The sequence below is a fragment of the Candidatus Limnocylindrales bacterium genome (assembly GCA_035559535.1).
GTDB lineage: Bacteria > Moduliflexota > Moduliflexia > Moduliflexales > JAUQPW01 > JAUQPW01.
On record DATMBG010000037.1, the window covers coordinates 41572 to 67204 of the forward strand.

The window sequence follows — 25633 nt, forward strand, 5'->3', positions numbered from 1 at the left end:
GTATAAGCATTGTACCCTGTTCCTGAAAAGCAAAAACTTATAGCATCTGTCTTAAAATCTGATAATGCTAAAGGAAACCCAATGTTTATAAATATATAAAGGAATGTCAGAAATCAGGACGAGAACAGATTAAACGGATTCACCTTTTTAAGGAAGATCCTCTTGTTCCCCGTTCCTTCTAACTGATGGGTGATTCCTGACAACAGATCACCAGGTTTTTCTAAATTCGTTAATTAACCTGGCAATGTTATAAATTACCGAAAAAAACTCCGGTGGGATGGTCTGTCTGTAGCTAATGCGGCCTTGCTTCCGGGTCTTTTAACTCTGTAGGACCTGTTTATAAAAAACATTGTCAGATTTTACAGGCTATGGGTTCCAGGTATATAGCTGTTACTACAAGCAAATGAGATAAATTTCTGAAAAAGAAAAGGGTATCAAATTTGTCTTTTGTCTTAATTTTTGACATAATTTAATAACTTTTATAAATCTTAAATTTCTACGAATACTGTAAGTTTTTAAGACACATGGCTTACATCCTGCCTTTTAATTCAGAGGTCAGCCCGAACCTGTAACTCTTTTTATGATAATATCTTAAATCTGAGTTCAATATCTTGTGAAGTCTGGCATTTGAATTGCTAATTTATATCTAATCGGTGCCTGTTCATAGGACTTTTATATAAGAGAGATCTTGGAAGCCGAGGTTGTGCCCGCAAATAGTTTCCCGATTGCCATAATCGAATATCTCAGCTTTTGCATGTGGCGGCTCATGGATAGGTACCAGGACTCCAGATCTAAAACAAGCATCAATCATTGAGAAAATGGACCTTATACTGGCCATTCTAAGGCTGCTTGCGAAGAAGGAGATGTGTAGGTATTGCATCTGACAGACCCTTGCAGCAATAAAGCCAGGGAGAGATAAAGCTTGAAGCAGAGGGAAGTTGTATCCTTCTTCCCCATCATCTTAGGAGGCCGAGATAAGCGTCTGGCTTGAACAGGGAGGTACGTATGTGGCTTAGTAAGAAAGACTTACGTAAAGTGGTAAAAGCAGAGACCCATGCTTTCCGCTCGCCCGCGCCCACCCAGATGATATCAAGTGGGGAGTTTATGCCCCTTGCCCAGACTCCGGCGCAGTGCCATGTAGAGCAAAGAATCAAGGAGATAGCCGATATCCATGGCAAAAAGCTTGGGCTGAACCGACGGCAGTTCCTCCGGACGAGTTGCGGTATGGCTGCAATGTTCCTGGCGATGAACGAAGTGTTCGGCCCCCTTTTCCATATTGATCCAGTAGAAGCTGCGGATCCGGAAGCTGCTGAGGAGCGCCGGGCATCCCTGGCCGGTGAGTTCATCTTCGATGCACAAACCCACCATGTTCATAATGCCTACTCCTGGGGGGGTATCCTGTTCCTGACGCAGTATGCTCAAGGGAAAAATCCACAGAAGAAAGCCTGGAACCCTAAGTTAGGGACTATGCCGCCGACCTTGGATTGGCTGAAGTTTGACCAGTATGTCAAGGAGATTTTCCTGGACAGTGATACTAAAGTGGCACTCCTCAGTGGGTTTACATCTGAAACACCGGAAAATATGGCTCTGACATCGGACCAAATTGTAGAGAGCCGCAACCGTTTCAATGAGTTCACGGGAACCCGACGGATGCTGGCCCATGGCCTTTTCTGGCCAGGTAAAGAAGGTAATCTCGAAGAGATGGACCGACTGGTGAAAGAACTCAAAATTGATTCCTGGAAGGGATACACGGTGGGTGACCCGTTGTACGGGGAGTCCAAGTATCCCTGGATGATGAATGATGAGAAGATTGCCTTTCCTTGCTGGGAGCTAGCTGAAAAGTCAGGGGTCCGGAATGTATGTGTCCACAAAGGGCTGATGCCTCCCGATTATGAGCAGAGCTTCAAGAACTGGCGTTATGCTGGCGTAGAGGATGTCGGTGAGGCAGCCAAGGCCTTTCCCAACCTGAACTTCATTATCTACCACTCGGCCCTCAAACCACTCCTGGATGTTGAAGAAACAGCCGCAGAATTTGAAAAGACCGGTTATATCCCCTGGATTACCGATCTGGCCCAGATTCCGAAAAAATATGGTGTGGATAACGTTTATGCCGAGTTGGGAACAGTTTTTGGCTCAACGGTAGTTACCCATCCCCGACTGGCAGCAGCTATCCTGGGACAACTTATCCAGGGTTTTGGGGTAGACCATGTTATCTGGGGGACAGACTCAATCTGGTATGGAACACCCCAGTGGCAGATCGAGGCATTTCGACGGCTTGAAATCCCTGAAGATCTGCAAGAAAAATACGGCTTTACTCCTTTGGGACCCGCCACAGGCTATGTCAAGCGTGCCATCTTTGGCCTTAATGGAGCCCGAGTGTTCAAAATAGACCACACGGCCAAGCTCGATCCGGTACCGCCAGATTTCAAGGATAAGATTACCACCATGAAGGCCGAATATCAAGAATTGGGCCCAGAACCCAGTAATACTTACTACGGATGGATCCGGAAACGAGTTTAGGAAAAGAGGGACAGGAAGAAAGGGTGCAGAATTCCCATGAATTACAAGACGATGATTTGAATAACACCGATTCCACATGATTACTTCACCCAGGAGGTCCGGTTTCTCCTTTCCCCTGTCAATGGGAGGAACCGGTTCCCCTAAAGTTGAAGTATTTAAGCGTTGGTATAAGGTCCGAGGAGAAGCTATGAGAGTATACCCCACGAGATGGTTAGCTGGATGGATGATGGTCACAGGATTAACTCTTATGATCTGGAGGGTAGGGTTTGCCCAGGGGGTTTCCTGTTCCAAGCCCATAGCACCTTGTAAAGCCTGTCACACCTCGGCTGCTGTGATGAGGGAGTTGGTGGGATGCATGGCTCAACCCTGGATAATCCCACCCGAAGCGAAAGAAGCGAAAAATCCGATTCCAAGTTCCCCTAAAGTCCTCGAAGAGGGCAAAGGGCTTTATAAGGTCAATTGTGAAGGTTGCCATGGAACCCAGGGAGGTGAATTAGGCCCCATCGCAGTGAAATTTACCATACCTGTTCCTAACCTCGGCGCTCCAACCGTCCAGGCCCAGACGGATGGAGAGTTATTTTGGAAGATTTCCAATGGGAAAGGTATCATGCCTGCCTGGAGCACCATTCTGAGCGATGAAGACTGCTGGAAGCTGGTGATCTTTATTCGGACCTTCCGGAACCCATAACAGGGTTGTAGGGGCGAAGAGATAGCAACAGCCATCCTTAGTTGATCAAAAAATTCCGATGTCAGATGATATTCTTTGGACAGAAGAAGCTTTGCAGCGAGTTCAGAACGCACCGGATTTCGTACGGCCGGGTATCTACAAACTCATGGTCAAGCGAGCTCGAGAGCGTGGATATAAAGTCATCACCTCTGAGTTTTTAACCGAGATCCGAAATGAATCCATGATGCGAGTCTCCAAAGTTATTAAGAAGTTTGGGTTTGAAGAACTCAGCATGGGCGCGTTTGAAGTGGCCAAAGAAAAAATGCAAAAAAATCCTCGAAAGGTAAAGGTGATTGAAGAGATTAAGAACTTTCTAAAACAACGTACGGAGAAAAATGAAAGGATTCTGGAGAAATTCAGAAGCTATATAGAGACAGTTCCAGAACGGGGTCTCCCTTGGACAGAAGAAGCCTTAAAGCGCATGGAGAGAGTACCTCCTTTTGTCAGATCTATGGCCGAAAAAACCATTGAAACAGAAGCCAAAAGGCGGGGGGAGAAGGTTGTAACCCCGGAGGTTGTGGAAACCATTTTTCACCAACTTATTCCGGATACCGTTAAACAGGCTTTAGGGATTAGAAGGACAGAACATTCTTCCTAGGAAGGAAAGGGCAGGTGTTGTACAAACAGATCGTTGAAGCGGGGATCAGAGGAAAGCTCTAAATACTCCACAGAACGGGCGATAGAAGCAACGGTTTTCCTGAAATTTCTGTGGCAGAGGACCATTCGAGCACCGACACCGGCAGTATTTCCAATGCATACGATTCTCTCAAGGTCGATAGGTACTAAAAGTCCTATACGGACGGCTGCGCAAGGATCCAGGGAAGTGCCAAAGGCGCCACACAGGTAAATCCGATCCAGTTGATGGGGGGATAAACCGGCATATTCCAGCAGTCGTTCCACACCTGCGGCGATGGTAGCCTTGGCTGCTTGTAGTTCCTGCACATCCCTTTGAGAGAGAAGAATCTCCTTTCCTTCATTAGATGCCACTACCAGTTCAGGTCCATCCCTTGTGTCCCTGAGCCGGGAAGCTAAGAGGGAACCAGTATCCTTATGGAAGCGGCCTGAGGGGAGCAATATCCCCACGTCTACCAACAAAGCAAGTAAAGAAATCAGTCCTGAACCGGAGATGCCCCTGGGTTTGTTCTCACCCAGTACCTGATACTCCAACGAACCTCTCTCGGAATTGTAGAAGAATCGACTTATAGCGCCGGGCTGGGCCCGTATACCACAGCAAACGCGACCTCCCTCAAAGGCAGGCCCGGCGGCTACCGAGCAGGCTAAGAGCCTTCCTTGATGGCACAGAAGTACCTTGGCATCAGTTCCTATATCTACTACAAGACAGGTGTCTTTCCGCCTCTCCATATCCAAGAAGAGAGCTGTAGCTACAACATCAGCCCCCAGATTACCTGATATCAGTGGAAGGGTCTCCAGTCTGGCCTCATCCAAAAGCCCCTTCAAGGGTAAATCTTTGAGGGGAAATATCTTTCCTTCAGTGAAAGAAGGCTTGAAGGGAGAGACCTCTATAGGATCTATTCCTAGTAGAAAATGTAACATAACAGGATTACCTACTACCACCAGGTGAAAGATATCTTCAAGAGCGCAGCCCCCTAGGCGAGTCAACTGAAGGATGAGCCGCCACACGGCAGATAGACAAAGGAGCTGGAGTCGGCATAGACCCTTGCTGCTGGAGCGGGTGTAACAAATGCGGGAGAAACCATCGAGTCCATATGCAACCTGGGGATTTCGGGTACTGAGGGCCGCCTTTTGAACTCCCGTCTTCAGATCTACCAGATAGGCGGCCAGGGTGGTAGTACCTATATCTAACACGATCCCCATAAGGGGATCATCCAGAGCCTGGCGTACCTGTAAAAGTTCGTCATCAAAAAAGATTAGCTCCTGGTCCCCTTCTCGCCGTGAATATACCGAGGGTCGCAACTCCACCGTAACCTCCTGGAAGACATCTAAACATTTGTAGGTAGGTCCTACATCCAAAAAAGCCACCTCCACCTGGGTATCTTCTTTCACATGAAAGAAACAGGCCAAACGGTACCCTGCTTCCAGATCTGAGGAGGCTAGAAGCCGCAAGTCTCCAGAACTGGGGGGAAAAGCATGATGGATAAGACGAACTCGGCATCGACCACAGGTTCCCCATTCAGCACATTCTGGGAAAAGAGGAAGTGAGGTGCTCCGATAGGCATCCAGAAGAGTGCTTCCCTTCGGAACCTGAACCGTTACCCTCTGGGGAAGAAAAGTTACATTGACCATAGGAAGTATCCCAGGCCGGTACCAAACCCCGGCCAGGGCTTTATATCACTGCTCATGTTGAAATACCTCTGATGAACCCTGTAAACTGAACCCACAGCAACAAATTCCGGAGCATATCCAGCAAACTCCTCCAGACCCAAGTCATAAACTTCCAAACCAGCTTCTTCCAGTATCTTATGAAAGGCAAATTGATATTACTACCAATTCTGATGGAATAGGTCGCATCCTGGGGGGGGAGCAACTCTGTATGGCCCTTATGCAAGCCGTCCTTCCCTTCCTTCCTCGCCGGCGAGGAGGGTTAGGGTGGGTCCATGCTTGCTTTACCTTCCCTTTCAATACTGACCTCCTATTAACTCCCTCTCAAACGTTAAGGAAAGTTGCAATTTATATTCCAGGCTTCATAAAACGCCGGGGTTTTCCCCAGGACGTTGGGATATCTCTAATTATGGATATTAAGCCGGATGCAGGTGTAACACGATATATTCTCATTGGAAGGGAGGGATTAAAGAGATTGTCCTAAAGTTCTACAACTCCAATAGAAACCCAATATCCATGGGAGATATCAGATGATGTCGGAAGTTAGGGCAAAAGACAGATCCGGTACCATTTTAAAGATTACAGTATCTTATCTATCCTGGTCAGGAGCGATGGGAGCTGAAGTCCTCGGCGAAGTAAAGCCGTCTTTGCTCACATGGGCCTAGATGAGCCCATATATGACCATACCAACAGATCTTAAATATCTTGCTTTCGCAATACCCGGTCTGAGATAAGGAGGGGGGTAGCCACCCAGACCCCGAGGGCTGAGATCAGAAGCAGGCTGCTGGCCATCTGACCACCCAGGAATTTTACCAAAGCCGCCCCGGCAGCACCAAAAATGGTCGTACCATTCAGCAGGATGAGGCTGGAGACCCTGACCATATCAACTGGGTTGCCGAAAAGTGAAAGGAAGATAAAGATATTAGCGGTTCTTTCTTTGAAAACAAAGGTAAGTCCGATAACAAGCAGGTCATACAAGAGTACAAAGAAAAACCAGAGAAAAAGTGAAAAGCCAAAGGCTTTTGCTTTCTTCCCGGATAAAATGGCAACCATAGCCGAAAGGGATAGGAATACCAGTGCAAGGAGAAGCCCAAGCCCAACAAAGGCGAGGAAACGGGTCAAACCCTCCGTTCCTACCTGGACAGCAATGACGAACCCCGCCAATCCAAAGCCGATGAAGGTTGCCGTTGTAATAGAAAGGAAAAGACCAAGGATTTTTCCCAGCAAGATTTCGCTGCGAGTCACCGGCTGAGAGAATAAAAGTTCATTTGCGCTTTTCTCACCGGTGAAGCTGAGGGTTCCCATCATGAGTGAAACCACGGGAATGAGATAAAGCACAAGATTAAGCAGGCTGGCGGAAGTCCTTGTGAATCCTTGAAAACCTACAAATCCTGCGGTTACAAGCCCGAAATATGAAATCGTCAGGGCAATAATCCCAAACCCTCCGGCAAAAACGAGTGTCCATTTAGCCCGGAGGTTGATCTTAAGTTCCTGATGTGCAATGGTAATAACCGTATTGAGATCCATAAGCTTAATGTTTTCACCTCCGCCAAAGATCCTCAAAGGTGAGAATCTGCCCTCGATATTTCCTTGAAAATTCCTCGGCCTTCAATCTATCTTTAAAGGCAACCAAGCCACTGGCCATGGGGCTTGGTATCGCTTCTGATTTTACATAACTGGAGGGTTCGGCGTTGAGCCACTTTAGGTTGTCATAATCTGTGACGAAGTAAACCGCTATTTTATCTTTTAAACCACGTTCCTGGATGAATCGGATCATACATCCGATATCATCAAATTTGAATACTGTGCCATCTTGATCAATGAATTCTGCCGCGTATCGCTTCTCAGAGATGGCCATTTTACAAAACGAGCACATATCTCCAGCCTCAATATCAACCGGCTGGAGTTGCTGGCTTTGACAGGCTATCAGGATTATGAGTAAGAGTAAAATCAGGAGAATTTTCTTCATAAACATACTTTAAATAAATTTCTTCAAGGGGTGGTTCCTCTGTCGAAAAATGTTCGATGATCGCACCGGCCTTTGAAAGGGCTTGCAGGATAGAAAGGCGATCTTCGGGCTTTGAGGCTACGACCAGATGAGCATCAAGGAGTTTTGCTTCTGTAGCTCCGGCATCGAGGGCTGTCTTAATAAAATTTTCGTTTGGATTGTTCAGTAATAAGCGCATACGTGAATTGACCCTTATGGCATTTTTTAAGATTTCCACCGACTCAACGGCTGCCAGCTTACCACCGACAAGTATTGCCACTCTATCGGCCAACTGTTCGATATCAGAAAGAACATGGGAAGAAAACAGGATCGTCTTACCCTCTTGCTTAAGCATGGCGATCAATTTTCTGAATTTTATTGCTCCTTCAGGATCAAGACTGGCAGTGGGCTCATCCAGGAGGAGGAGAGGCGCATCGGGCAGAAAGGCCACAGCTATGCCCAGACGTTGAATCATTCCGCCGGAAAATTCGCTGACTGACCTGTCAGCAAATCCATTAAAGCTGAAGTGGAGTTTTTCAAGCACCCGATCAATCCGATCCAACGGCAGTTTCCTTAAGCGACAATAGAACTCAAGAACTTCTCGAGCTGTGAGGTTTTCATAAAAAGCGACCCGCTGGGGGAGATAACTAAGTAAACTTTTCGCTTCCCACGAGTTTTTCCAGACATCTATACCGTTAATCCGTATATGGCCAGAAGTTGGCGACATGAGACCGGTAATACATTTCAGAATGGTTGTCTTGCCGCTTCCATTCGGACCCAGTAGGGCAAAAGTCTCTCCGGTCTTTACCTGAAAGGATATATCCTTCACAGCAGTAAAATTACCGAATTTTTTGGTTAACCCTTTTACCTCGATCATCGCTTTTTTCCCTTTGCAATCAGGGTAATAGATACCCCCAACATGACAAAGGGTAAGATCAAGGAATAGCGCTTAAACCGGAATCCTCCATCCAACTCTGGCATCTGGATAGACCATACCACTGGTTTCATGAGAGGGTAAAAATCGAATTCCCTGGATCCCTCGATCACCGGGAAAGTCTTTTCAGCCAAAGCAAGGGCTTGAGACGCCGGGCTAAAAAGGTAGAGTCGGAGTCGAGGATGATTTCCTTCCAGATACTGGAAAATGTTTTGAATCTTGAAGGGTATGTCACCTATGCCGTCAGCATCTAAATCGTAGCCATCATAATCGCTCCAGTAATTTCCAACTCCTTCATGGCTCCATTGTGTTGTGGTATTTTTGCCGATCACCTGTATGGGGCTCAGGTTATCCACAAAGTTATTCCTCTGAAACACATTTCCCGAAGCGCTGGTAAAGATCTGAATGGCGGTATCGTTTGCTGCAATGAGATTACGTTTAAATAGACTATTTCTCAGTGCCTCCATAAATATGCCAACGGCATTATCCAGGATCAGATTTTCCTCGGCCAGGCAGTCATCACTGTCCTGGAACAGGAGGCCAAAAGAACTGAAACCCCGATTATGGATAAAAATGTTTCGTCTAAATTCAATCCGCCGAGAATACATAATAGCCGCACCGGCAACATTGTTGTAAAATAGATTTTCTTCAAACTTATTGTCATCGGAAAACATATAATGTAAGCCGTAGCGGAGGTCCGATACACGGTTTCCACGAAGGATACTTTTATATGCATTTTGCAGATACATTCCATCGCGAGCCTGTTTGATGGTGTTTCCAACAATGGTGTTGTTGGTGGCGTTCCAGATGTGAATGCCGCTACCTCTTTCACCGGGTTCAAGAAAATCCCTGCCATGGATTACATTCCCTCTGACTATATTATCACTGGAACCAAAGAAGTAGATTCCGAAAAGCACATCACGTAGTTTATTTTCTTCAATTCGGTTGCCATTTGACTTGAGTAAAATACCCGAATCTTCATCAACCAGCATATTCCCGCTATGTTCAATAATGAAACCTCGAACCACACAGCCATCGGCATTTACTGTTATGACGCTTCCCCGGCCATCTCCTTGAAGGGTGGGGTTATCTATGCCCTCGAGAACAACTTGTTTATCGAGGATAAGATTGCCTTTATAAATTCCACTTTTGACTCGAATGGTATCCCCTGGAGTTGCATAGGTAAGAGCTTCCTGAACCGAGGTAAAAGGTTCGTCTGGGCCAACGATGAGAGTTTTGGCCTTTACTTCCAGAGGTAAACCAGAGCCGGCCAATCCCAGCAAGACCACCAGAAAAATTCGCTTGGGCCACAAACACAGCAAAGTACGGAAATCAGATAAAAACCCTTTTAAGATTTCTAGAGGTTTAAAACTCATATTCAAGTGTCTAAGGTGCCTATGGGAGCGAGGAATACGGAGGTGGGGGGAGGGAATGAGCCTCTATACTCTCCCACTTCCACATCCCCCCACTCCTACTTTAGTTCACTTTAGGGCACTTAAACGCTTATAACTTTTTTAGGTGTCTTCCCGATAATAAAATAGAAACAAGCAACAACAGGAGAAAACCAACCAGAAAATAGGAAGCCGGGCCAGGATAGCTGTAAACGGTAAAGTTCGCAAGTTGTTTTGATCCAATAATGGGGGGCATGAATGGGGGAACTTTTACCGGAGCTTTTGGGTCCAGGTTATGACCATACTGATAAAGTCGATTATAAAAACTCCAAAATGAGAAGAGGCTGAAGTACATAAAAAGAACCGTCGTATCCACCAGGTTCGACATCTTGCCCAATACGATTGTGCGCAGGGTAAGGATGAAGAAAATACCGATCATCAGAGGAATCCATCCAAACTCACTGAAATCACTTTCAAGCAACGGACGCATACCGATATAGTGATTAAGGGTATTGATCTCTTGCAAGTCATTTCTCCCCTCAGGATGACCGCCGTCAAGGGTGTATGAATAGATGTAGAGATTCAAGCCATCGGGAAATTGATTTGCATAAAGTGTCATGTTCCAAAGGGGGAAGATAAACGTTGGAATAAGCAGCACTGCGGCGATCAGGATAATGAGGCGGCTCTGTAGCCTTAGGGGGAGATCAAAAAAAGCGTTCGCCTTCTCCAACCACTTTTCCATGTCGAATTTCCCCTCCAGGGGTTGAATAGCCGATTCCTGCCTTGAAATAAAATCTTGTAGGTTTGACATAAGTTATTCCGTCTAAAAGTAACTGATGGGACAGTTATAAGATATCCCCACCAGGAACCTTACAGTCGATTAGCCTAGTATCTAGAGATGGCGTTTTCACATCCCTTCTTCTACCAAATCCGGTTGTAAGGGCGACCAACCGGTCGCCCTTACTAGCGAATCATACCTGTCGATGCGCTTTGTTTCGGTTTTACCAGAAGATATCCTTGCATTTCTTGATGCAGTGCTGAACAGAAGTTTGTACAGTAAAACGGATGAACACCGGGTTTGTTCGCCACAAATTCGATGGTTTTAGTCTCTCCTGGGTCGACCACTACGTTGATGTTGTACTCATTCAAACCAAAACCATGGAGCATATCCGTCGTCTGTTCGATGTTTGTGAGGTGAATTGTCACATGATCCCCCTCATTGACCTCGATCTTCCAGGGTTCAAAACTACTGCGTACTGCTATCATCTTCACCGTTACGTGGTTCTCATTTCGTTCGACCTTTGCGTCTTTTACATCCCAGATTGCTTCTGGATGCTTATTATCTTCCTTCTTATAAACCTCAATGGGTTTGAGTTTATCGGCTTTGATGATTTGTGCATAGTGCGGTTCAGGTTCAGTGAACGCATCATAAAGGAGTTTCATCTTCTCGCCGGATATATCAATTAACTGAGAACTCTCTGGCTGCGATGGACCCACACTGATGTGTCGTCCATGCGAAAGCTTGTTCAATGCCACCAGATATTTTCCCTTGGGGTTTATGGTATCTCCCTCGGCAGCCGCAAGATGACCGATATTGTAGGAAACAGGAATTTTGTCCACGACTTCCCACGTACCGAGTTTCCACTTAGCAATAGCGCTCTCAACATAGAGGCTTGTATAAGCATAGCCTTTATCATCGAACTGGGTATGTAGGGGTCCCAGGCCCACATTGACTTCTGCCTCCTTAACGGCATCATAGTTAAGAACAGGAATGCCGTCTTCGTTACCGGTGAAGTCCTTGTTTTGAATTGCCGTTAAGATCTTTTCCATATTGAAAGCTGTGGTAATAGATTGAAGTTTACCACTCCCAATGATATACTTGCCATCCGGACTTACATCCACGCCATGTGGGCTTTTCGAGCAGGGAATCAAATAGACAATGTCCGGGACTTCCTTTGGATCAATTACCTTCACACCCCCGATCATCTTGAATTTACCATTTTGGATTGCCTGCTCTGCCGCTTTCCAATTCACCGCGGCAATATAATCGCGGTCCTTTTGCGTTGAAGTAACCTCCAGTTTACCAGTGGCACGTTCGGAGTTATAAGAGGTCCAGAATGCCCAACCGTAGCTCGGTCCTTTCCCTGCATCACCAAGGTCGTAATCGAACGGTGGCATAAGGATTTGCCAGCCCACGCTCATTTCACCGGTTTTGGGATCCACAGCAATTCCCGCCACGACCCCCTTATAATCCGTTGCATATTGCTCAATGGGCGCATAGGTTCCTTTAGGCAGCGGAATGGAGAAACGAGATGCCGCCAGGATATACTCTGTATTCGGTGTGACAAATGCTCCCCCATGATAACCAGAAACATTCGGAATCGGTCCCAGAATCTGTTTGGTTTTGAAATCTCTCAGATCAATTCGTGCCATGCGATTGTTTGCATTGTCATTGACGAAGAGCCAGCGTCCATCGTAGTTCCCATTGGTCTCGCTGAGGGAAGGATGATGTACGTCTCCCCAGGTGAATTCACCAAGCATTTTCCTGGTTTCTTGGTCGAATCCATAGCCTGTCGAGGGATAAAGTGAGAAAACCGGAATGGTGGCAATGTGTCGCATCGAAGGAATCCCCGCAACAAACACATTACCTGAATGCCCCCCGGAGTAAAAAAGATAATACTCGTCCATATCACCGGGAGCGATATAACTCGCAACTGCAGCTCCAATTGTACTACTTTTCTCAGTCCCCTTTTCAACCTCGGGTTTCCTGGAACAACCTGAAAACAGAGTCAGGCTTAAAATTCCTATTAAACCAAAGGTACTGATCATTCCTTTGAATATAATTTTTTTCCTTACGTTCTCCATAGGTGTATTCTCCTGTATCGGATCAAGACTCGCTACAAATAGCAGCGAGAATTTCCGATCTTACTTTTCTAAGAAATGCTCTACAACTCAGGTCTACCTTTCCTTTTAGGCTGGTTTTGACTTTTCTTGCCAAATTCCCTTTAATCCTTCCCATCGTCATGAGCTCCGGCCTGATTTTCCTCTTTAAGCTTTTTTTGATAGGCTAACTTAAGCTTTTCAATTACTTCCTGTTTCTCAGCCTCGGTAAGCTTAATCTGCTCTGAGAGAATGATGGCCATGGTCCCCGTTGGACTCGCAAAGAACTCTTCTAGAGTTTTACCGAAGCGACTTTGAACATCCACATAGGCGTTCGCCAAATCAGGTCCGGCTTTAGTTAGCGATTTGACACCTAACGAACTTACCTCATGGCAGGTAAAACATCCCTTCTCAACAAAAAAGGCGCCTTCACCGGCAGGCTTTCCGTGTTTTTCCTCGGCTTCTTTGGATGCAGGCAGGTCAACTGCTTTTTTAGAGTCATGCTCAACAGGAAGATCCCTCTGCCTCCAGCTTAAAAATAAGCTTATACCTAAAACCATTATCACCAAACCCAGACCACCGATTAACCATTTGAGCTTGATTTTTTTCTCCATATGAATTTCTCCCTTATTCTGTATGATCAAAACTACCAAAGCACGCCACAAATAGCAGCAAAACGTGCCTGTTTAGTCTTCTGATAACCTTCCATCGTTCGTTGCTAAAAAAATATCGCAATCACTATGCCAGGTTACACAAGGTCTTGACGAAGATGTTACAAAACTTAGGATTCCAGATAACCAACCGGTATAAAGGTTTGGTAAGGTGCAAACTTCAGGGAAAGAGAGAATTTATAGGATCCGTCTTAAAATCTTACATCCCTGACAAAAACCAGGGAATTAAAGCTCTAAGTGATAATGTCGGAAATTAAGACAAAAGACAAAATAACAGGTATTTATAAAGGGAAGGATCTTTGAAATCTTGAAAATTCTGGATTTTTATAGGGGTTATCCGGGCCAACCTCGTACCAACATAATTCCCAAAGCGATTACCAACAAGGCCAGGAGCAAGTTCAACCGTCCAAGCCATCCGGCCTGGCGACGTAACCGTATCACTTCAGGTGAGGTGGGATTTGCCTGCCACAGAGCCATGGCCCGTGGACCAAGGATAAAATCGTGTAGGGCACTGGACAGGAGAATCAAGGCTACCACTAATAATTTGATGCCTAAAGTATGACCAAAGGAACTTTGCCAGAATAGATCATTCTGAAGATCCTCCCAACTAAAACCTCGATAGATCAGGTTAGAGATACCACTCAGGAGGAGCAAGATCAGACAGATCCAACCTACCCAACGGAAACGCACGCCGATCCAATGGATGAAAGAAGCTCTGATATCCTGGTACTCTGATCGGCGGATTACCGGAACCAGAACCAGAACTAGGAAAATCATACCACCAATCCAGGTTACGGCAGCCAGAATATGAAGCCAGACCGAGAACAGGTAGAAGACATTCATAAGATTAAGGGCTGAAGGGCCAGGGGTAAAAGCCATTATTCGCTTTCCACCTTTGACCCTTTAGAACAACTCTAAAAATTATCAGGTATCAAATCCGATTCTACGGTGTCCGATACCATCCGTTGAAGCCATCGGTGGTCCTACCGTTACCGGAGAGGTAAAGGGTGCCCGGATCTTTATAGGTAACCCCTACTATGCTCATAATCCCCAACATAGGGAGCACCGATTCCTCTTGTTTTTCGCTATCCAGTCTTATATAATCCCCAGAGCTGAAAATACCTTACTCCCATGACTCCTTGCTGAAAATCTGTTCCTTAGAAGGAATAGCCATCGCTTGAGCTGGTTGTTTTGAGGAAGGTGCCTGGAAGGGACTTGGGGATAGAAATTCCCCCCATTTAGTTGATATAAGACTTAACCGGTTTGTTTAGCTTCGACTAAAGAACGGGCTTCGTACAAATCTTTACACTGCCAACAAAGGGGTTCCTGAGGGTTCCATGCCGGATGCTCTTGTTGGATTTGGACTAACAAATCGGCAGAAAGATCGACGGGATTTATTAACTGAAACGAAGGAAATTGACATAAAGCACACCTTCCTTTGGAAGAAGGAGTAGATGTGAAGCCCCTTCCTATATCTGTTGTTCCGGCAAGCCACTTTTCAGGATTTTGAGCAAACGATAATAACTCCTGATGGGTGTGGGGGCCCTGGTCAAAAAAATAAGAAAACAAGTTCTCCAACTCCCCTTGCAGGGATGGAAAGGTGCGGCTAAAAAGCATCTTGTGGGTTTCTCGCACGGGGGGTGGAAGCCATCCTTTTTTATATAACCGCCCATCAACGGTGATATCCCAAAGAATTTTATATCGTTCTTGAAGAACGCGATGATAGGGGCCCAGGGATCTGTTGGGAAAACCGGACTCATATCCAAAGTAAGGATCCAGCATATCCACAATATGCAGCATTTCACGTTGAAGAAAAACAAGGAATTGGGGGGACTGGCATAAAAGTTCGGGGGTTAACTGAACGACTATAGTGCGTTCAGTTCGACTAAGTTCAGGCTGGTCACTTTTTACACGAGCAAGGTACAAATCTGCTCCAATCTCCCTGGTAGATCGAGCTTTTATAAAGAGGCAGCGATGTGTTGAGGTGGTAAGGATTGGCCATAGTTTAAAAACTTGCTGTACCGGCTCTCCAAGATTTAAATGGTTGAACCAGCGTTCATGAAATTGTTGAAAAGCTTCCTCCCGCCCCTCTGGATCGGTAAACTCGTAGATGCGATTCCTTTCTTTTCTAAACAGGCCTTCCTTCGGATGCCCTCTGATAATCCGAAGAACAGCTTCTTCAACGAGTTGAGGATGATATTCTACACAATAGGATTTACCGTGAGTTCTGAAGTCAACGGATGTCAGGTTTTTCATAATAAAATAACCCCTTCACTTACCGAAGCAAATGGTTACAAGAATTCCTCCTTCAAGGGAAGAGATATTCAGTTAATTTAAGAAGACTTTTGCTTTAAAGACAAAGCCTGAAATCCCTGGTTTCAAGGATATAGCAATTGACAAATCCCCCCCCCTTCCCCATACGTGCCGGAATAAGGCTTAGCTGGGAGTACGACTGTTTGCCTTACTTCCCTTCCTCCTTCCCTGAAATTTCAGGAAAAGGGAGACGAGGGCATAAGTGTCAGGTTAAGGCACCCCACCCGGTTCCTTCCCCTGCAAGGCGGGGGAAGGCCAGGAAGGGGGAGGCCCTCAGGTATCTCACTCTTATCCTGGCGCTTGAGATGCCCGCGCTCCCAGGTTACAGGATAAGCTTTTTTATCTTATTTTGGCCCGTATAGGATAAGGAATATCTCCCATAAAAGGCAGATTGATATTATTCCATGGAAATGGGATTCTCCGGTCCTCTCGTATTCAACTTGTTCATGTCATAGACGAGATCTCATGAGAATCGCTCTTTCCGATATTCTAACAGGGTCGTACCTTCACGTCGTCGTTCTTCCATTTGGTTCAAGAGCTCCTCTTGTAGAGTATGGGGTAGTCTTTCCATATAGAGAGCCAATCCATCACAAGTGATAGGATGCTCCCAAATCAGTTCCAGATTCGCAGCTGCGGTTTCGGCATCGGACTGACTCCAGGTATCTTTTGCAGCCAAATTCATTAAAGCCATCACACCCCGGAATACCCCATCGTGTTCCGTGAGCAGTCGTTGCAATCCAGCTTCTCCGATGAATTCCCTTAACTTTGGGTAAAGATGGAGTTCTTCAAACTTAAAGTGTGGACCAACCAACTTGTTTGCTTCGTTCAACGTCGCCCTGATCCGCGCAATATCTTGAGCCTGGATGGCACTTCGTAAATCCATCAGGGCCTGTACCACCTTCGTATGGTCTGAGTGAAATTCTCCAATAAGAGTTTTTCCAGCCATCTTTGTTACCTCCCCACATAATCTAAGGACAGGTTTGTTTTTTAGTTAACATTTCCTGACAGGAGTATCCTCATGACCTCCTTAAACAGGTCCCATCCTCATAGTAAACAAACATTACTTTTAATAAAGTTAAACAGGGATCATCGCGCTCCCCTTTCCCCATATGTGCCCGGATAAGGCTTAGCTGGGGGTGTAACCATCTACCTCACCTTCCTTTCCCCTCTCCTGAAGCTTCAGGGATTACCTGGATCCCAACTTCTCCCTTCTCTCACGGAGAAAAGCAGGAGTAACCGTTCCTACAGACTATTCATTCGAGGTATCTGCACAGGAGATTTCTCGAATGAGATCATCGCCAGGACCACAGGTAAAACACTCATCGGTGATCAGGGTGGGTCGAAGGCGTAATTGCTTTGAACCAAAGGGTATGTCGTACTGATGGCATTCCCGCCGTATAAATTCATCACATATCTTACCCAGGGTTCCATAAAAGCCATCCGGGTCTTCCCGGCTCAGCAAGTTGGAGAAGGAGGGCACAAAGCGCCCCAGATGGTCCTTTAGAAACAACTTTTGAGCTTTGCGAGTTTCTACCACTGTAAAGGCGTCTTGCTGTTCCAGGGCATAAGCTTCTTTCCGTGTCAGAAAAGAGAGAAACTCGCATTCCCCACTGATATGATCTACCCGCTCATGTTGCTCAGAGTTCCATTCTAATCCAAAGGCTTTATAAAATCCGGCAATATCCCCCAGCTCTTGAGGTTGTTGAAATAAGGTTTCCTCTCCATATTCTGTTTCGTAGGGGGGTACCTTAGGTTGGGCAGTATGTCCAAAGAGGAAATTGTACGAGTTTTTCAACGTTTCCAGACTTTGAGCGTCTGTACAGGATCTTAACTTGAGGATGTAGATATGAAGGGGCAGCGTTATCTCGCCCCTTCTTTTGAAGGCAACATCTAATATCCAGGTAATTTCGGCCAGATCCGTATTCTGTTCCTCTGCTACCAAACGTTCCAAGGTTTCAGCATTCGGTGAACGAAACCCTAAAGCCAGGGCTTCATAGAGGGCGCTGCGGCACAAAGCGAGATCAATCTCATCTGACAATTGAAAAGGGTGAAGGTCGGTTTCGGTTTTCATGGGTCCTCCCTATTTAGTTACAAAAACACCAGGATACCGGGGTTTACTAAGAAAAAAAGCCTGGTGGAGCTTTGTACCCCGACATCTTTGTGACTAAAAATTTCAGAATCAAATAGAATTAGCATGTTGGGCAGGTCGTTCATATACAGGCTCTTCGACGGTTGTACGAAAGAGTTCTTCTCCTTCTTTGCCATAAGCTATAACCGTGTCATTGTAAATGGTGACCGGTTTTCCACGTAGAGTTCCTTCAAAGATTTTAGGACCTTCCTCAAACTTGTAGCTGAAAATAATTAAGTTAGATCGTCTAAATAACTGTAACACAGCCAGGAGCTCACGATCAGGATTCATATACCGTTCGATAGCTTCATCCACACCGGGTCCAAACATCTGGTATAAATAAGGTCGTGGGACCCATCGGGGCGGAATATAGTAGCCGTTAGGGGCGGTTCCGAATTGGGGATATAAGGGCAAGGCCACCTTAGCCACATGGACCAGATAGTAAATCGGGTTATAGCGATCTTCTGCCCAGGTCCCATCGGGATTCATTTTCACCAGGCCTTGTAAGCGGATCTGACCGATGCAGGCAGCCATACATCGGGTTTCCATGGGTTTACCGTTTGATTCGGGATCATTTCCTTCGACCCTTGGATAGCAAGCAATACACTTCTCGGAAATTCGGGTGTTACCCCTGTACATAACTTTTTTGTACGGACAGGCTTCTACACACTTACGATAGCCACGGCATTCACTCTGATCCACCAATACGATTCCGTCCTCTGGCCGTTTGTAAATGGCATTGCGGGGACAGGCGGCCAGGCATCCCGGGTATGTACAGTGATTACAGATTCGGGCAAGATAAAAAAACCAGGTTTTATGAACCGGTAGTTGTGCGCCTTCTTTATCCCATTGAAAGGGTTGGCCTTTGGGTCCTTTGGGATTGTCTTCATAGATATTAGGGGAATTCCACTCATGGTCTTCCGGCAAGTAACCTAAAACCCTGGAGCTTTCGGGGGTAAGTTTCTTTTTGGCAGCTTCAAAGATGGTTTGACCTTCAAATTGAAAGGTTCCATCTTTTTTCGACCATACTTGACCACCTGGATTGGCTTCCTCCAAAAGTTTGAGAATCTTCATGTCCCAAAATTGAGGATAGCCTCCGTAAGGTTTGGTCTCCACGTTAGCCCACCACATGTGTTCCTGGCCCTTGCTGAAAGTCCAGGTAGACTTACAAGCCATGGTACAGCTCTGACAGGCAATGCAACGATTGATATTGAAAACAAAGGCAAACTGCCTTTTGGGAAAGGCCGCTTCATGGGGATATTCCATGTTACGACCTAATTGCCAATTATATACTTTAGGCATAATTATAAGTGAGTATGGGAGTGTGGGGGTATGGGCGTGTGAGAGTATTCAAACACTCCCATACCCCCCTACTCCCATACTCCTATACTTCCATCCTTCCACCCGCCTTATTCTTTATTCGTAGCATCCTGATCCCTCCATTTGAGTCGTCCCCAAATCGCAAGGCATTCGTCCACGATTTTTTCTATTGTTTCCTCACCTAACTCCAGGTAAGCCCGATGGGCACCTGCATAAAAGGGTCGTTTGAAAATGCGCATCAGATTCTTCTTATCAAAACCCAATCGGGCAAATTCCTCGGCAAACACATAAGCCATATCCCAGGTAGCTTTGGGATTGGCTGGTAACTCTACACCTACCAACATGTTGGGATCGGTCGGATCCGGGTCATTGTAAGGCATAAATGGGGGAGTATGGGAGTGTAGGGACGGGAGGCCTCCCGCCCGTACTATGGAAGGCACCTACACTCCCATACCCCTTATTTTTTAATGTTTATTAATTCTCCAGCCAGATACCTCTGCATAAACTCATTCTCATTGTCCGGTGTAAAACCGGTGGTTGCAGGAAACCAGATTCCAACTCCACCCATCCCACCATCCTCTGCCTTGGTGATGCGTACCAGGGTCTCTTTGGGAACGGTGTTTAAAGCATGGTTATCCGCTTCGCCGCCGAAGATAAAACCCATGAAAGTCTTTGCTTTATGAAAGAGGTTATCGGTCTGATGCATGGGCATGTGCCAGTTCCGGGTGATGGATTGCTGAGAGCCGTAGCGCAGATTGGCCTGATAGCCTGTGTTTTCAGAAAGGGCTCGACCATCCGGTCGAGTTTCATGGGCTTTAACGCTCTTTTCTGTGGCGATGAAAGGAGCGTGTTTCATCATCACCACATTATAGGGATAGGCATGGTTGTACTTGACCCTCAACATGCACCGTGAGACGCGATAGAAGAACTCGTTGGGTTTGGCGCCTATGTAAGGTCGATCAGCCGGATTAGCATCCACATATACATAGTCTCCATCGTTGATACCCAAATCTCGAGCTGCCTGTGGATTGATGTGGAGTTGATGTTCTCCTACGGATGGAGCGCGTTTATCCAGCCGATAGGGATCCCCAAAATTGGAATCATAAAGCATGTGCCAATCAACATTAGACCAACTACTGTGAACCCGGTGACGGGTCTTGGGGGTCAGGCAGTAAAACTGGAATCCCTTTTCCCAGAGGAAGTTTTTGGTCCCTTTAACTCGGCTCCAGGGCATTTTGATGTTACGGATAGTACGGTCATCCCAGTGCTCATCATCTATAGGAATGCCATAATCATCGGGCCGTATAAACGGATTGGAACTGACAATCACATTGGGCAGATAAGGCGTTGCTTCGGGTCCTTCACGGTGTACAATGAAGTTCTCTCCATATTCAATGGCTTCTGGAATATCGGAATAAGCATGGAGGCGGCCTGTATCCGTGTAAAAGGGTTCATTATCATGGATCTGTTCGTAAAATGGGATGCGTGGATAAGTGCGGAATAACATCAACGCACCTCCCGGAGGGCCATATTTTCCGGCCATGATATCTTCCAGGTTATACCCTGCTGTGGTGGTCGACGAATCCAGTAACCGCTGGATGTAAACCTTACGTTTACCTTCGTATTCAAATTTAAAATAATCGGTAAACCGGGTATCCCCTGTTACTTTCGCCAGACTTTTGGCAATTCCTGCGATGATGGTCAGATCGTCTTTGCTATCGAATACCGGTGGGATGCCTCCTTTCCAGATTTGCAAAAACGGATTAGAGCAACTGGCCGTTATTTCCAGGTCTTCAAACTCCAGCCAGGAGTTAGCCGGTAAAGCCAGATCAGAATACTCGATGGAAGCGGTCATCTGGATGTCAATGGAGACGATCATCTCTACATTGGGATTGACGTTTTTGAGCATCTCGTAAACCCACTTGGCATTATTAATCAGATTGACGTTGGTAAACAACATGGCTTTAGTAGGCGTGGGCATATGGGTTTGGCCCGTGAAATTTTTCCTTCCATACTTGGGAGTTTCTACAATCAGGGCCTTGTCTCCATGATTCCAGTAAGCCGGCTCTTCATCCTTGGTATAGGCATGGGCTTTAATATCTTTTCCATGGGCATTGGGATCCAGGTTGGGTTCAAAGGGATCTTCGGCTACCCAACCTTTAAAACCGGGTCCGGTCCAGGGGGAGCCCTGAAACAGAGCGGCTTTATAATTCCCTGCCCAGGTATGGCAACCCGCTCCGGGTTTTCCTATATTCCCTGTCAACATAAGAGGCAAATAGGCTGCCCGGTTCATTTCGGTAGCATGGAACCAGTGGTTAATCCCTTCACCCTGATGAATGGCTACCGGCTTGAGGGTTGCAATGTCTTCGGCCAACTGCTCCACCAGGTTCCGGGGTGCGTGGGTAATCTCACAAACGGTATCAATATCATAGTCTTTGAGATGGATTTGATACAACGTCCAGAGCGTGGCCACTTCGACCTCTTTACCGTCTATTAACTTAATTTTAAACTCTCCTTCCAGGGCCGGATTGATGCCTTTCTTCTCAAGGGTCTCACCCACATCGTCCCGGGTGACTGCCCGGGGTTTGTTACCGGTAAGGTCCCACACCACAAAGTCACCCAGCTTTTCATGCTGTTCCTTCGTGAATCCCTGGATCTTCATGGAAGGTCCTTCCGGGGAAAGATCGCTTTGATAATTGGGAAAGACTTCGTGGGCCCGCAACCGTTTAAGCGTATCCTTACGAATCAGCAGGGGAAAATCGGTAAACTGTTTAACAAACTTCTCGTCATACTGCTTACGGTCTATCATCAGTTTCGTAACTCCCAACCAGAGCGCTGCATCGGTGGCAGGGCGAATGGGAATCCAATAATCTGCTTTGGTAGACGGAGGCCCGTACTCGGGGGCAATCACCACAATTTTGGCCCCTCGTTCCATGCATTCAATAAACCAGTGGGAATCGGTCAGCTTGTTCTCCACCAGATTTTTGCCGTCCATGATGATTAACTTCGAGAACCTCAGGTCATTAAAATCGCAGTCCGAAGCTTGAAGGCCATGCACCCAGGGTTGACCAGGGGCCTGATCTCCGTGCCAGGTATAATTAGACCAGGTACGTCCGGCAAGGGCTTTATCAGGACCTACGCCGCGAATCTTTGCATCCAGCAGAGCAAGGGAATTACACAGACGATACATTCCATATTTGCCCATGACCCCCAACAAACCCATACCACCTCGCATTTTGATACAGCGGGTACCGGCTCCTTGGGTAGCCTCTACCATTTCAGGCTGATAACCCTGAGCAAGAAGTCGCTTTTTTCCCTCCTCACCACTGTAACGTGTTGCAATGGCTACCAACGCCTTCGCGATACTGTCAAAGGCATCTTCCCAAGAAATCTGTATAAATTCATCCTCGCCCCGGCTGTCGAATTTGTATTTGGTTTTTAGTTCAGGTGTAAGGGCTGGAAATCCGGCATCTGCCCAGGCTTTCCAGCCTTTACGAACAATGGGATGTTTCAGTCGATAGGGACCGTAAATAACACGATGGAATGTATATCCCTTGGCACACTGACGAGGATTCCAGTTATGGGTGGCACGATTCCCGTAAAGATCCCTGTAATTCTGATAATCATAGGTAGCCCCCAGACGAGTTACAATACCATTTCGGACATAGGCACGAACCCGACATGCATGGGTATCGTTGGGAGAGCAGACCCAATCAAACCAGGAGTCGTATTCATACTGGTTCCGATAAATTTTTTCCCAATCTCGATTTATGGAACCGGCCAACGGGTTTTCATTTGGATTAGCCGCTGCAAGAAGTTTAAGGGGCATATTGAGATTAAGGACGGTTGCCCCGGCACCGGCTCCTAACCAGCGCAAAAATTGGCGTCGGTTTATAAGGTTAAAACCTTCCAGGCTGTGCTCAAAATTTTCCATTTTATGCTCAGGCAATTAAGGAAAAGTAGGGGAGAGTGGAAGTATGGGAGTATGGGAGTGTGGAAGTGTGGGGGTAAATCCTTCCATCCCTCCATACCCCCTCCATACTCCCATCCCTCCATACTTCCAATACTTCTCTGCCTCCCTACTTTCCCTTGCCGCCTCAGGGGACTATAATAAGATCCTGCCAGATGGTTACAGATTTTTTTCCATCCCGATCTCCCGCATGCCCATTCCATACAGCAAAAGCAACACGTATCGTTCGACCCGAGATGAAATCAAAACTATTCGGACCGGTTCCTTTGAAGGAGCGACGAAACACCACACGATAGGTACCTAAATTGTAAACTCCCTTAGCACGAACACTCTGATCCAGAGCAGGACGTGCTTTCAGGGTCCCAAATCCCTGTGCCGTGAGTTCTTCTGCGGCGGTTTGGCGAAGCGGGTCTGAGACGATATTGCCGGCTCCCCAACCCGTTACAAAGGTGGGATCGGACTCCAAAGTTAAAGCATGTCGGGTAGGTTGCTCAACGGGAGATTTCATTAGATTGGGATAGGAATCAATCCCTATATTGGGATAGACCTTGTCAATATCCTGAAATGCCGGCTCTAAATCGGCTTGTCGTTCTGATTTCCACATCCAGATGTTCACAACCTGCCCCGTTTGACCCATACCAAAAAAGGGGGGATCATCTGCTAATGAAAACTCTACGGCTGCGGCATCTCGAAAATCTTGAGTACGAATGGCAGTGTGGTCGTAGGTTTCGTCTACCCACATCAACCGTAAAGCCAGTTCACTCCCATTATGCAGCGCTTTTACGTTTAAAATCTCCGGACGGTTTTCCCGCCACCAGAGGGGCATCATGTGTAAATTCACCCCCGGTACATCTCGCCAGATCCCTGCATCGGGATGGTCCGGAATTTCCTGGGCCCAGGGTACTACGATTCTGAATTTTTTCATTTCTACCCGTTCCCTTTGTTCTGGACTGGACATGGAAAGGACTAAATGAGTCAGATGCCAGGCATCCTGCCCATAGGCCCAATCACTCATGGGCATAGGAGATCCAGGCATGCCGGCCACAATCCTGCGATAAATATCTTTCGGGTCCGGATTTCCTTTAAAGATCCCCTGGGTCAGATCCCTGGGACGAATGGGGTAGCCCTTTTCATCAAACTGCTCCTGAACCCCATCTCCTCGACCTGTTTCTCCATGACAGGAGGCGCAGGCATCACGAAATATCTCTTTAGCCCGCGTCTGGGCTTCCATATCATAGGGAGGCTCCGGAGGTACCTTGATAATTCCAGGGTGTGTTTCCCCTTCGCTTTTTTCTGTACTCCCCTGCTGTTCGAGCTCTTCCTCAGTCTCTACAAGACTCGGCTGGATCGGTTTTTCTGCAAAGGTTTTAATGTAATGGACCAGAGCCCACCGGGTTTCTTCGGGTAAATGGGCCCAGGACGGCATAGCCGATCCTGGAATACCACGGGAAATAGTTACAAACAAATCTCTATCCGTTGGAACCCTTTCCCACGTGGAGACCATGCGATATTGGGCGGTAACAAAATCGCGAGGTTTTGGATACAGAAGGTAAGCCGCTGGTCCCTCACCACGACCATCCAGGCCATGACAGGGTGAACACTCTTTATTGTAGACCGTTTTCCCCAAAGCTAAAAGCTCCTCAGAAGGGGCTATAGCCCGTGTGGGTACAATCGAAACAGGAATAGGACCCGTCTGTAAGGCTTCTCCTTCGATCCCCTTGGAGTAGTTCAGAAACCAAAGCACCAAAATTAAATTGGACAACCCAAAACCTATTATTATAAATAAGGGAGGTTTTTTCATTTCCAGATCCTTTCTTTGAATCTGTTAAATTCAGGCGAGGCAAAAAGATAGGTAGACAGGTCTGTCTTTTTGCCTACTGATTTCTGGTTCCTATATCAATTCACCATGAAAAGGTTACCTGATGACCTGTGGAACTTCCCCTACGGCTTATGTAAAGTTTCAATGAGGAAATGGCATAAGCCTCTTATTCTTGTCATATCGGCCATAAGCTCCACAATAAATATCCTGAAAGGCCTTCTGTAACATCTTTTGAATTTGAATTACCTTCTGTCCTTTGACAGATAGGTATATATCGGGTTTACTGGTTGTTAAGGAGATATCGCAAAGGGTATGCCGGGTTTTAAAATACAAAGACCTCGGGGGAAGATACCGCTACGCCGAAGATTGCAGGTATAGGATTGGCTTCAGATTAGAAGGTTGGGGGTTATATTTCCTGCCTTAAAGTCGTACAACATCGATGAAAACCCAACGTCTCCGGAGGAGATGAGGTGGTGTCTTGAATCAGGACAAAAGACAGATCAGGTAAGGATTCTAAATACCTTGCTTTCAGAGTAAGCGGTTAGGCCATTTCTCCTATGGGTACGGGCGGGGGGCCCCCCGCCCCTACTGCAATCATTTCTGTTTTGAAAGGTTGGCCTTTATCTTAGATCTTTGGATAAACTTGTTCTGAATTTATGGAAGGGTTCAGGA

General features: G+C 46.6%; 19 protein-coding genes. 3 read left to right on the forward strand and 16 right to left on the reverse strand.

All coding sequences use genetic code 11. The features are described 5' to 3' along the window. The first annotated feature begins 1005 nt into the window (after positions 1 to 1005). From VNM22_12760 to VNM22_12770, 3 genes are all read left to right on the forward strand, one after another. Positions 1006 to 2520 (forward strand): amidohydrolase family protein, encoded by a 1515-nt coding sequence (locus tag VNM22_12760; GenBank protein HWP48028.1) that lies wholly within the window; start codon positions 1006 to 1008, stop codon positions 2518 to 2520. Positions 2521 to 2707: 187 nt separating this feature from the next. Then, positions 2708 to 3208, forward strand: coding sequence for a cytochrome c (locus VNM22_12765; protein HWP48029.1), 501 nt, complete (start codon positions 2708 to 2710; stop codon positions 3206 to 3208). Positions 3209 to 3266: 58 nt separating this feature from the next. After that, positions 3267 to 3845: a PCP reductase family protein gene (locus VNM22_12770; GenBank protein HWP48030.1), complete on the forward strand. Its 579-nt coding sequence runs from the start codon at positions 3267 to 3269 to the stop codon at positions 3843 to 3845. Here VNM22_12770 and VNM22_12775 read toward each other — a convergent pair. The 16 genes from VNM22_12775 to VNM22_12850 all read right to left on the reverse strand — a co-directional run bounded on the left by VNM22_12775 (position 3842) and on the right by VNM22_12850 (position 24943). Further along, positions 3842 to 5512, reverse strand: a complete 1671-nt coding sequence (locus VNM22_12775; GenBank protein ID HWP48031.1) for an ASKHA domain-containing protein — start codon at positions 5510 to 5512, stop codon at positions 3842 to 3844. The genes VNM22_12770 and VNM22_12775 overlap by 4 nt on opposite strands. A 732-nt stretch (positions 5513 to 6244) precedes the next feature. Next, complete coding sequence (locus VNM22_12780; protein HWP48032.1) at positions 6245 to 7075, reverse strand: ABC transporter permease subunit; 831 nt, start codon at positions 7073 to 7075, stop codon at positions 6245 to 6247. Between the two features lie 13 nt (positions 7076 to 7088). Next, entirely contained in the window at positions 7089 to 7517 is a 429-nt protein-coding gene (locus VNM22_12785; GenBank protein ID HWP48033.1) for a nitrous oxide reductase accessory protein NosL, read from the reverse strand. Further along, complete coding sequence (locus tag VNM22_12790; protein ID HWP48034.1) at positions 7441 to 8412, reverse strand: ABC transporter ATP-binding protein; 972 nt, start codon at positions 8410 to 8412, stop codon at positions 7441 to 7443. Before VNM22_12790 ends, VNM22_12785 begins: the two co-directional genes overlap by 77 nt. Beyond that, complete coding sequence (locus tag VNM22_12795; protein ID HWP48035.1) at positions 8409 to 9845, reverse strand: nitrous oxide reductase family maturation protein NosD; 1437 nt, start codon at positions 9843 to 9845, stop codon at positions 8409 to 8411. The genes VNM22_12790 and VNM22_12795 overlap by 4 nt, the downstream gene beginning before the upstream one ends. A 127-nt stretch (positions 9846 to 9972) precedes the next feature. Then, positions 9973 to 10671 carry a hypothetical protein gene (locus tag VNM22_12800; GenBank protein ID HWP48036.1) on the reverse strand — a complete coding sequence of 233 codons (699 nt, stop codon included), beginning with the start codon at positions 10669 to 10671 and terminating at the stop codon, positions 9973 to 9975. A gap of 152 nt (positions 10672 to 10823) precedes the next feature. Next, positions 10824 to 12725 carry a Sec-dependent nitrous-oxide reductase gene (gene nosZ, locus VNM22_12805; GenBank protein ID HWP48037.1) on the reverse strand — a complete coding sequence of 634 codons (1902 nt, stop codon included), beginning with the start codon at positions 12723 to 12725 and terminating at the stop codon, positions 10824 to 10826. 140 nt (positions 12726 to 12865) lie between these two features. Continuing rightward, on the reverse strand, positions 12866 to 13354 hold the full coding sequence (locus VNM22_12810; GenBank protein ID HWP48038.1) for a hypothetical protein: 489 nt from the start codon (positions 13352 to 13354) through the stop codon (positions 12866 to 12868). Positions 13355 to 13744: 390 nt separating this feature from the next. Then, positions 13745 to 14290, reverse strand: coding sequence for a DUF4149 domain-containing protein (locus VNM22_12815; protein HWP48039.1), 546 nt, complete (start codon positions 14288 to 14290; stop codon positions 13745 to 13747). 375 nt (positions 14291 to 14665) lie between these two features. Beyond that, on the reverse strand, positions 14666 to 15667 hold the full coding sequence (locus VNM22_12820; protein ID HWP48040.1) for a hypothetical protein: 1002 nt from the start codon (positions 15665 to 15667) through the stop codon (positions 14666 to 14668). 520 nt (positions 15668 to 16187) lie between these two features. Continuing rightward, positions 16188 to 16670, reverse strand: a complete 483-nt coding sequence (locus VNM22_12825; protein ID HWP48041.1) for a hemerythrin domain-containing protein — start codon at positions 16668 to 16670, stop codon at positions 16188 to 16190. 303 nt (positions 16671 to 16973) lie between these two features. Then, on the reverse strand, positions 16974 to 17795 hold the full coding sequence (locus VNM22_12830; GenBank protein ID HWP48042.1) for a molecular chaperone TorD family protein: 822 nt from the start codon (positions 17793 to 17795) through the stop codon (positions 16974 to 16976). A 108-nt stretch (positions 17796 to 17903) separates the two neighbouring features. Beyond that, positions 17904 to 19154 (reverse strand): 4Fe-4S dicluster domain-containing protein, encoded by a 1251-nt coding sequence (locus VNM22_12835; GenBank protein ID HWP48043.1) that lies wholly within the window; start codon positions 19152 to 19154, stop codon positions 17904 to 17906. Positions 19155 to 19261: 107 nt separating this feature from the next. Continuing rightward, entirely contained in the window at positions 19262 to 19612 is a 351-nt protein-coding gene (locus VNM22_12840) for a hypothetical protein (protein ID HWP48044.1), read from the reverse strand. 17 nt (positions 19613 to 19629) lie between these two features. After that, positions 19630 to 23106, reverse strand: coding sequence for a molybdopterin-dependent oxidoreductase (locus VNM22_12845; protein ID HWP48045.1), 3477 nt, complete (start codon positions 23104 to 23106; stop codon positions 19630 to 19632). A 163-nt stretch (positions 23107 to 23269) separates the two neighbouring features. After that, positions 23270 to 24943, reverse strand: a complete 1674-nt coding sequence (locus tag VNM22_12850; GenBank protein ID HWP48046.1) for an ethylbenzene dehydrogenase-related protein — start codon at positions 24941 to 24943, stop codon at positions 23270 to 23272. Positions 24944 to 25633 lie beyond the last annotated feature (690 nt).

Coding starts and splice junctions, on each gene's coding strand:
- VNM22_12795 (HWP48035.1), bottom strand. CDS start 9,845: ATGAGTTTTAAACCTCTAGAAATCTTAAAAGGGTTTTTATCTGATTTC.
- VNM22_12830 (HWP48042.1), bottom strand. CDS start 17,795: ATGAAAACCGAAACCGACCTTCACCCTTTTCAATTGTCAGATGAGATT.
- VNM22_12780 (HWP48032.1), bottom strand. CDS start 7,075: ATGGATCTCAATACGGTTATTACCATTGCACATCAGGAACTTAAGATC.
- VNM22_12820 (HWP48040.1), bottom strand. CDS start 15,667: ATGAAAAACCTGACATCCGTTGACTTCAGAACTCACGGTAAATCCTAT.
- VNM22_12785 (HWP48033.1), bottom strand. CDS start 7,517: ATGAAGAAAATTCTCCTGATTTTACTCTTACTCATAATCCTGATAGCC.
- VNM22_12790 (HWP48034.1), bottom strand. CDS start 8,412: ATGATCGAGGTAAAAGGGTTAACCAAAAAATTCGGTAATTTTACTGCT.
- VNM22_12825 (HWP48041.1), bottom strand. CDS start 16,670: ATGGCTGGAAAAACTCTTATTGGAGAATTTCACTCAGACCATACGAAG.
- VNM22_12845 (HWP48045.1), bottom strand. CDS start 23,106: ATGGAAAATTTTGAGCACAGCCTGGAAGGTTTTAACCTTATAAACCGA.
- VNM22_12835 (HWP48043.1), bottom strand. CDS start 19,154: ATGCCTAAAGTATATAATTGGCAATTAGGTCGTAACATGGAATATCCC.
- VNM22_12770 (HWP48030.1), top strand. CDS start 3,267: ATGTCAGATGATATTCTTTGGACAGAAGAAGCTTTGCAGCGAGTTCAG.
- VNM22_12765 (HWP48029.1), top strand. CDS start 2,708: ATGAGAGTATACCCCACGAGATGGTTAGCTGGATGGATGATGGTCACA.
- VNM22_12760 (HWP48028.1), top strand. CDS start 1,006: ATGTGGCTTAGTAAGAAAGACTTACGTAAAGTGGTAAAAGCAGAGACC.
- nosZ (HWP48037.1), bottom strand. CDS start 12,725: ATGGAGAACGTAAGGAAAAAAATTATATTCAAAGGAATGATCAGTACC.
- VNM22_12815 (HWP48039.1), bottom strand. CDS start 14,290: ATGGCTTTTACCCCTGGCCCTTCAGCCCTTAATCTTATGAATGTCTTC.
- VNM22_12800 (HWP48036.1), bottom strand. CDS start 10,671: ATGTCAAACCTACAAGATTTTATTTCAAGGCAGGAATCGGCTATTCAA.
- VNM22_12775 (HWP48031.1), bottom strand. CDS start 5,512: ATGGTCAATGTAACTTTTCTTCCCCAGAGGGTAACGGTTCAGGTTCCG.
- VNM22_12850 (HWP48046.1), bottom strand. CDS start 24,943: ATGAAAAAACCTCCCTTATTTATAATAATAGGTTTTGGGTTGTCCAAT.
- VNM22_12810 (HWP48038.1), bottom strand. CDS start 13,354: ATGGAGAAAAAAATCAAGCTCAAATGGTTAATCGGTGGTCTGGGTTTG.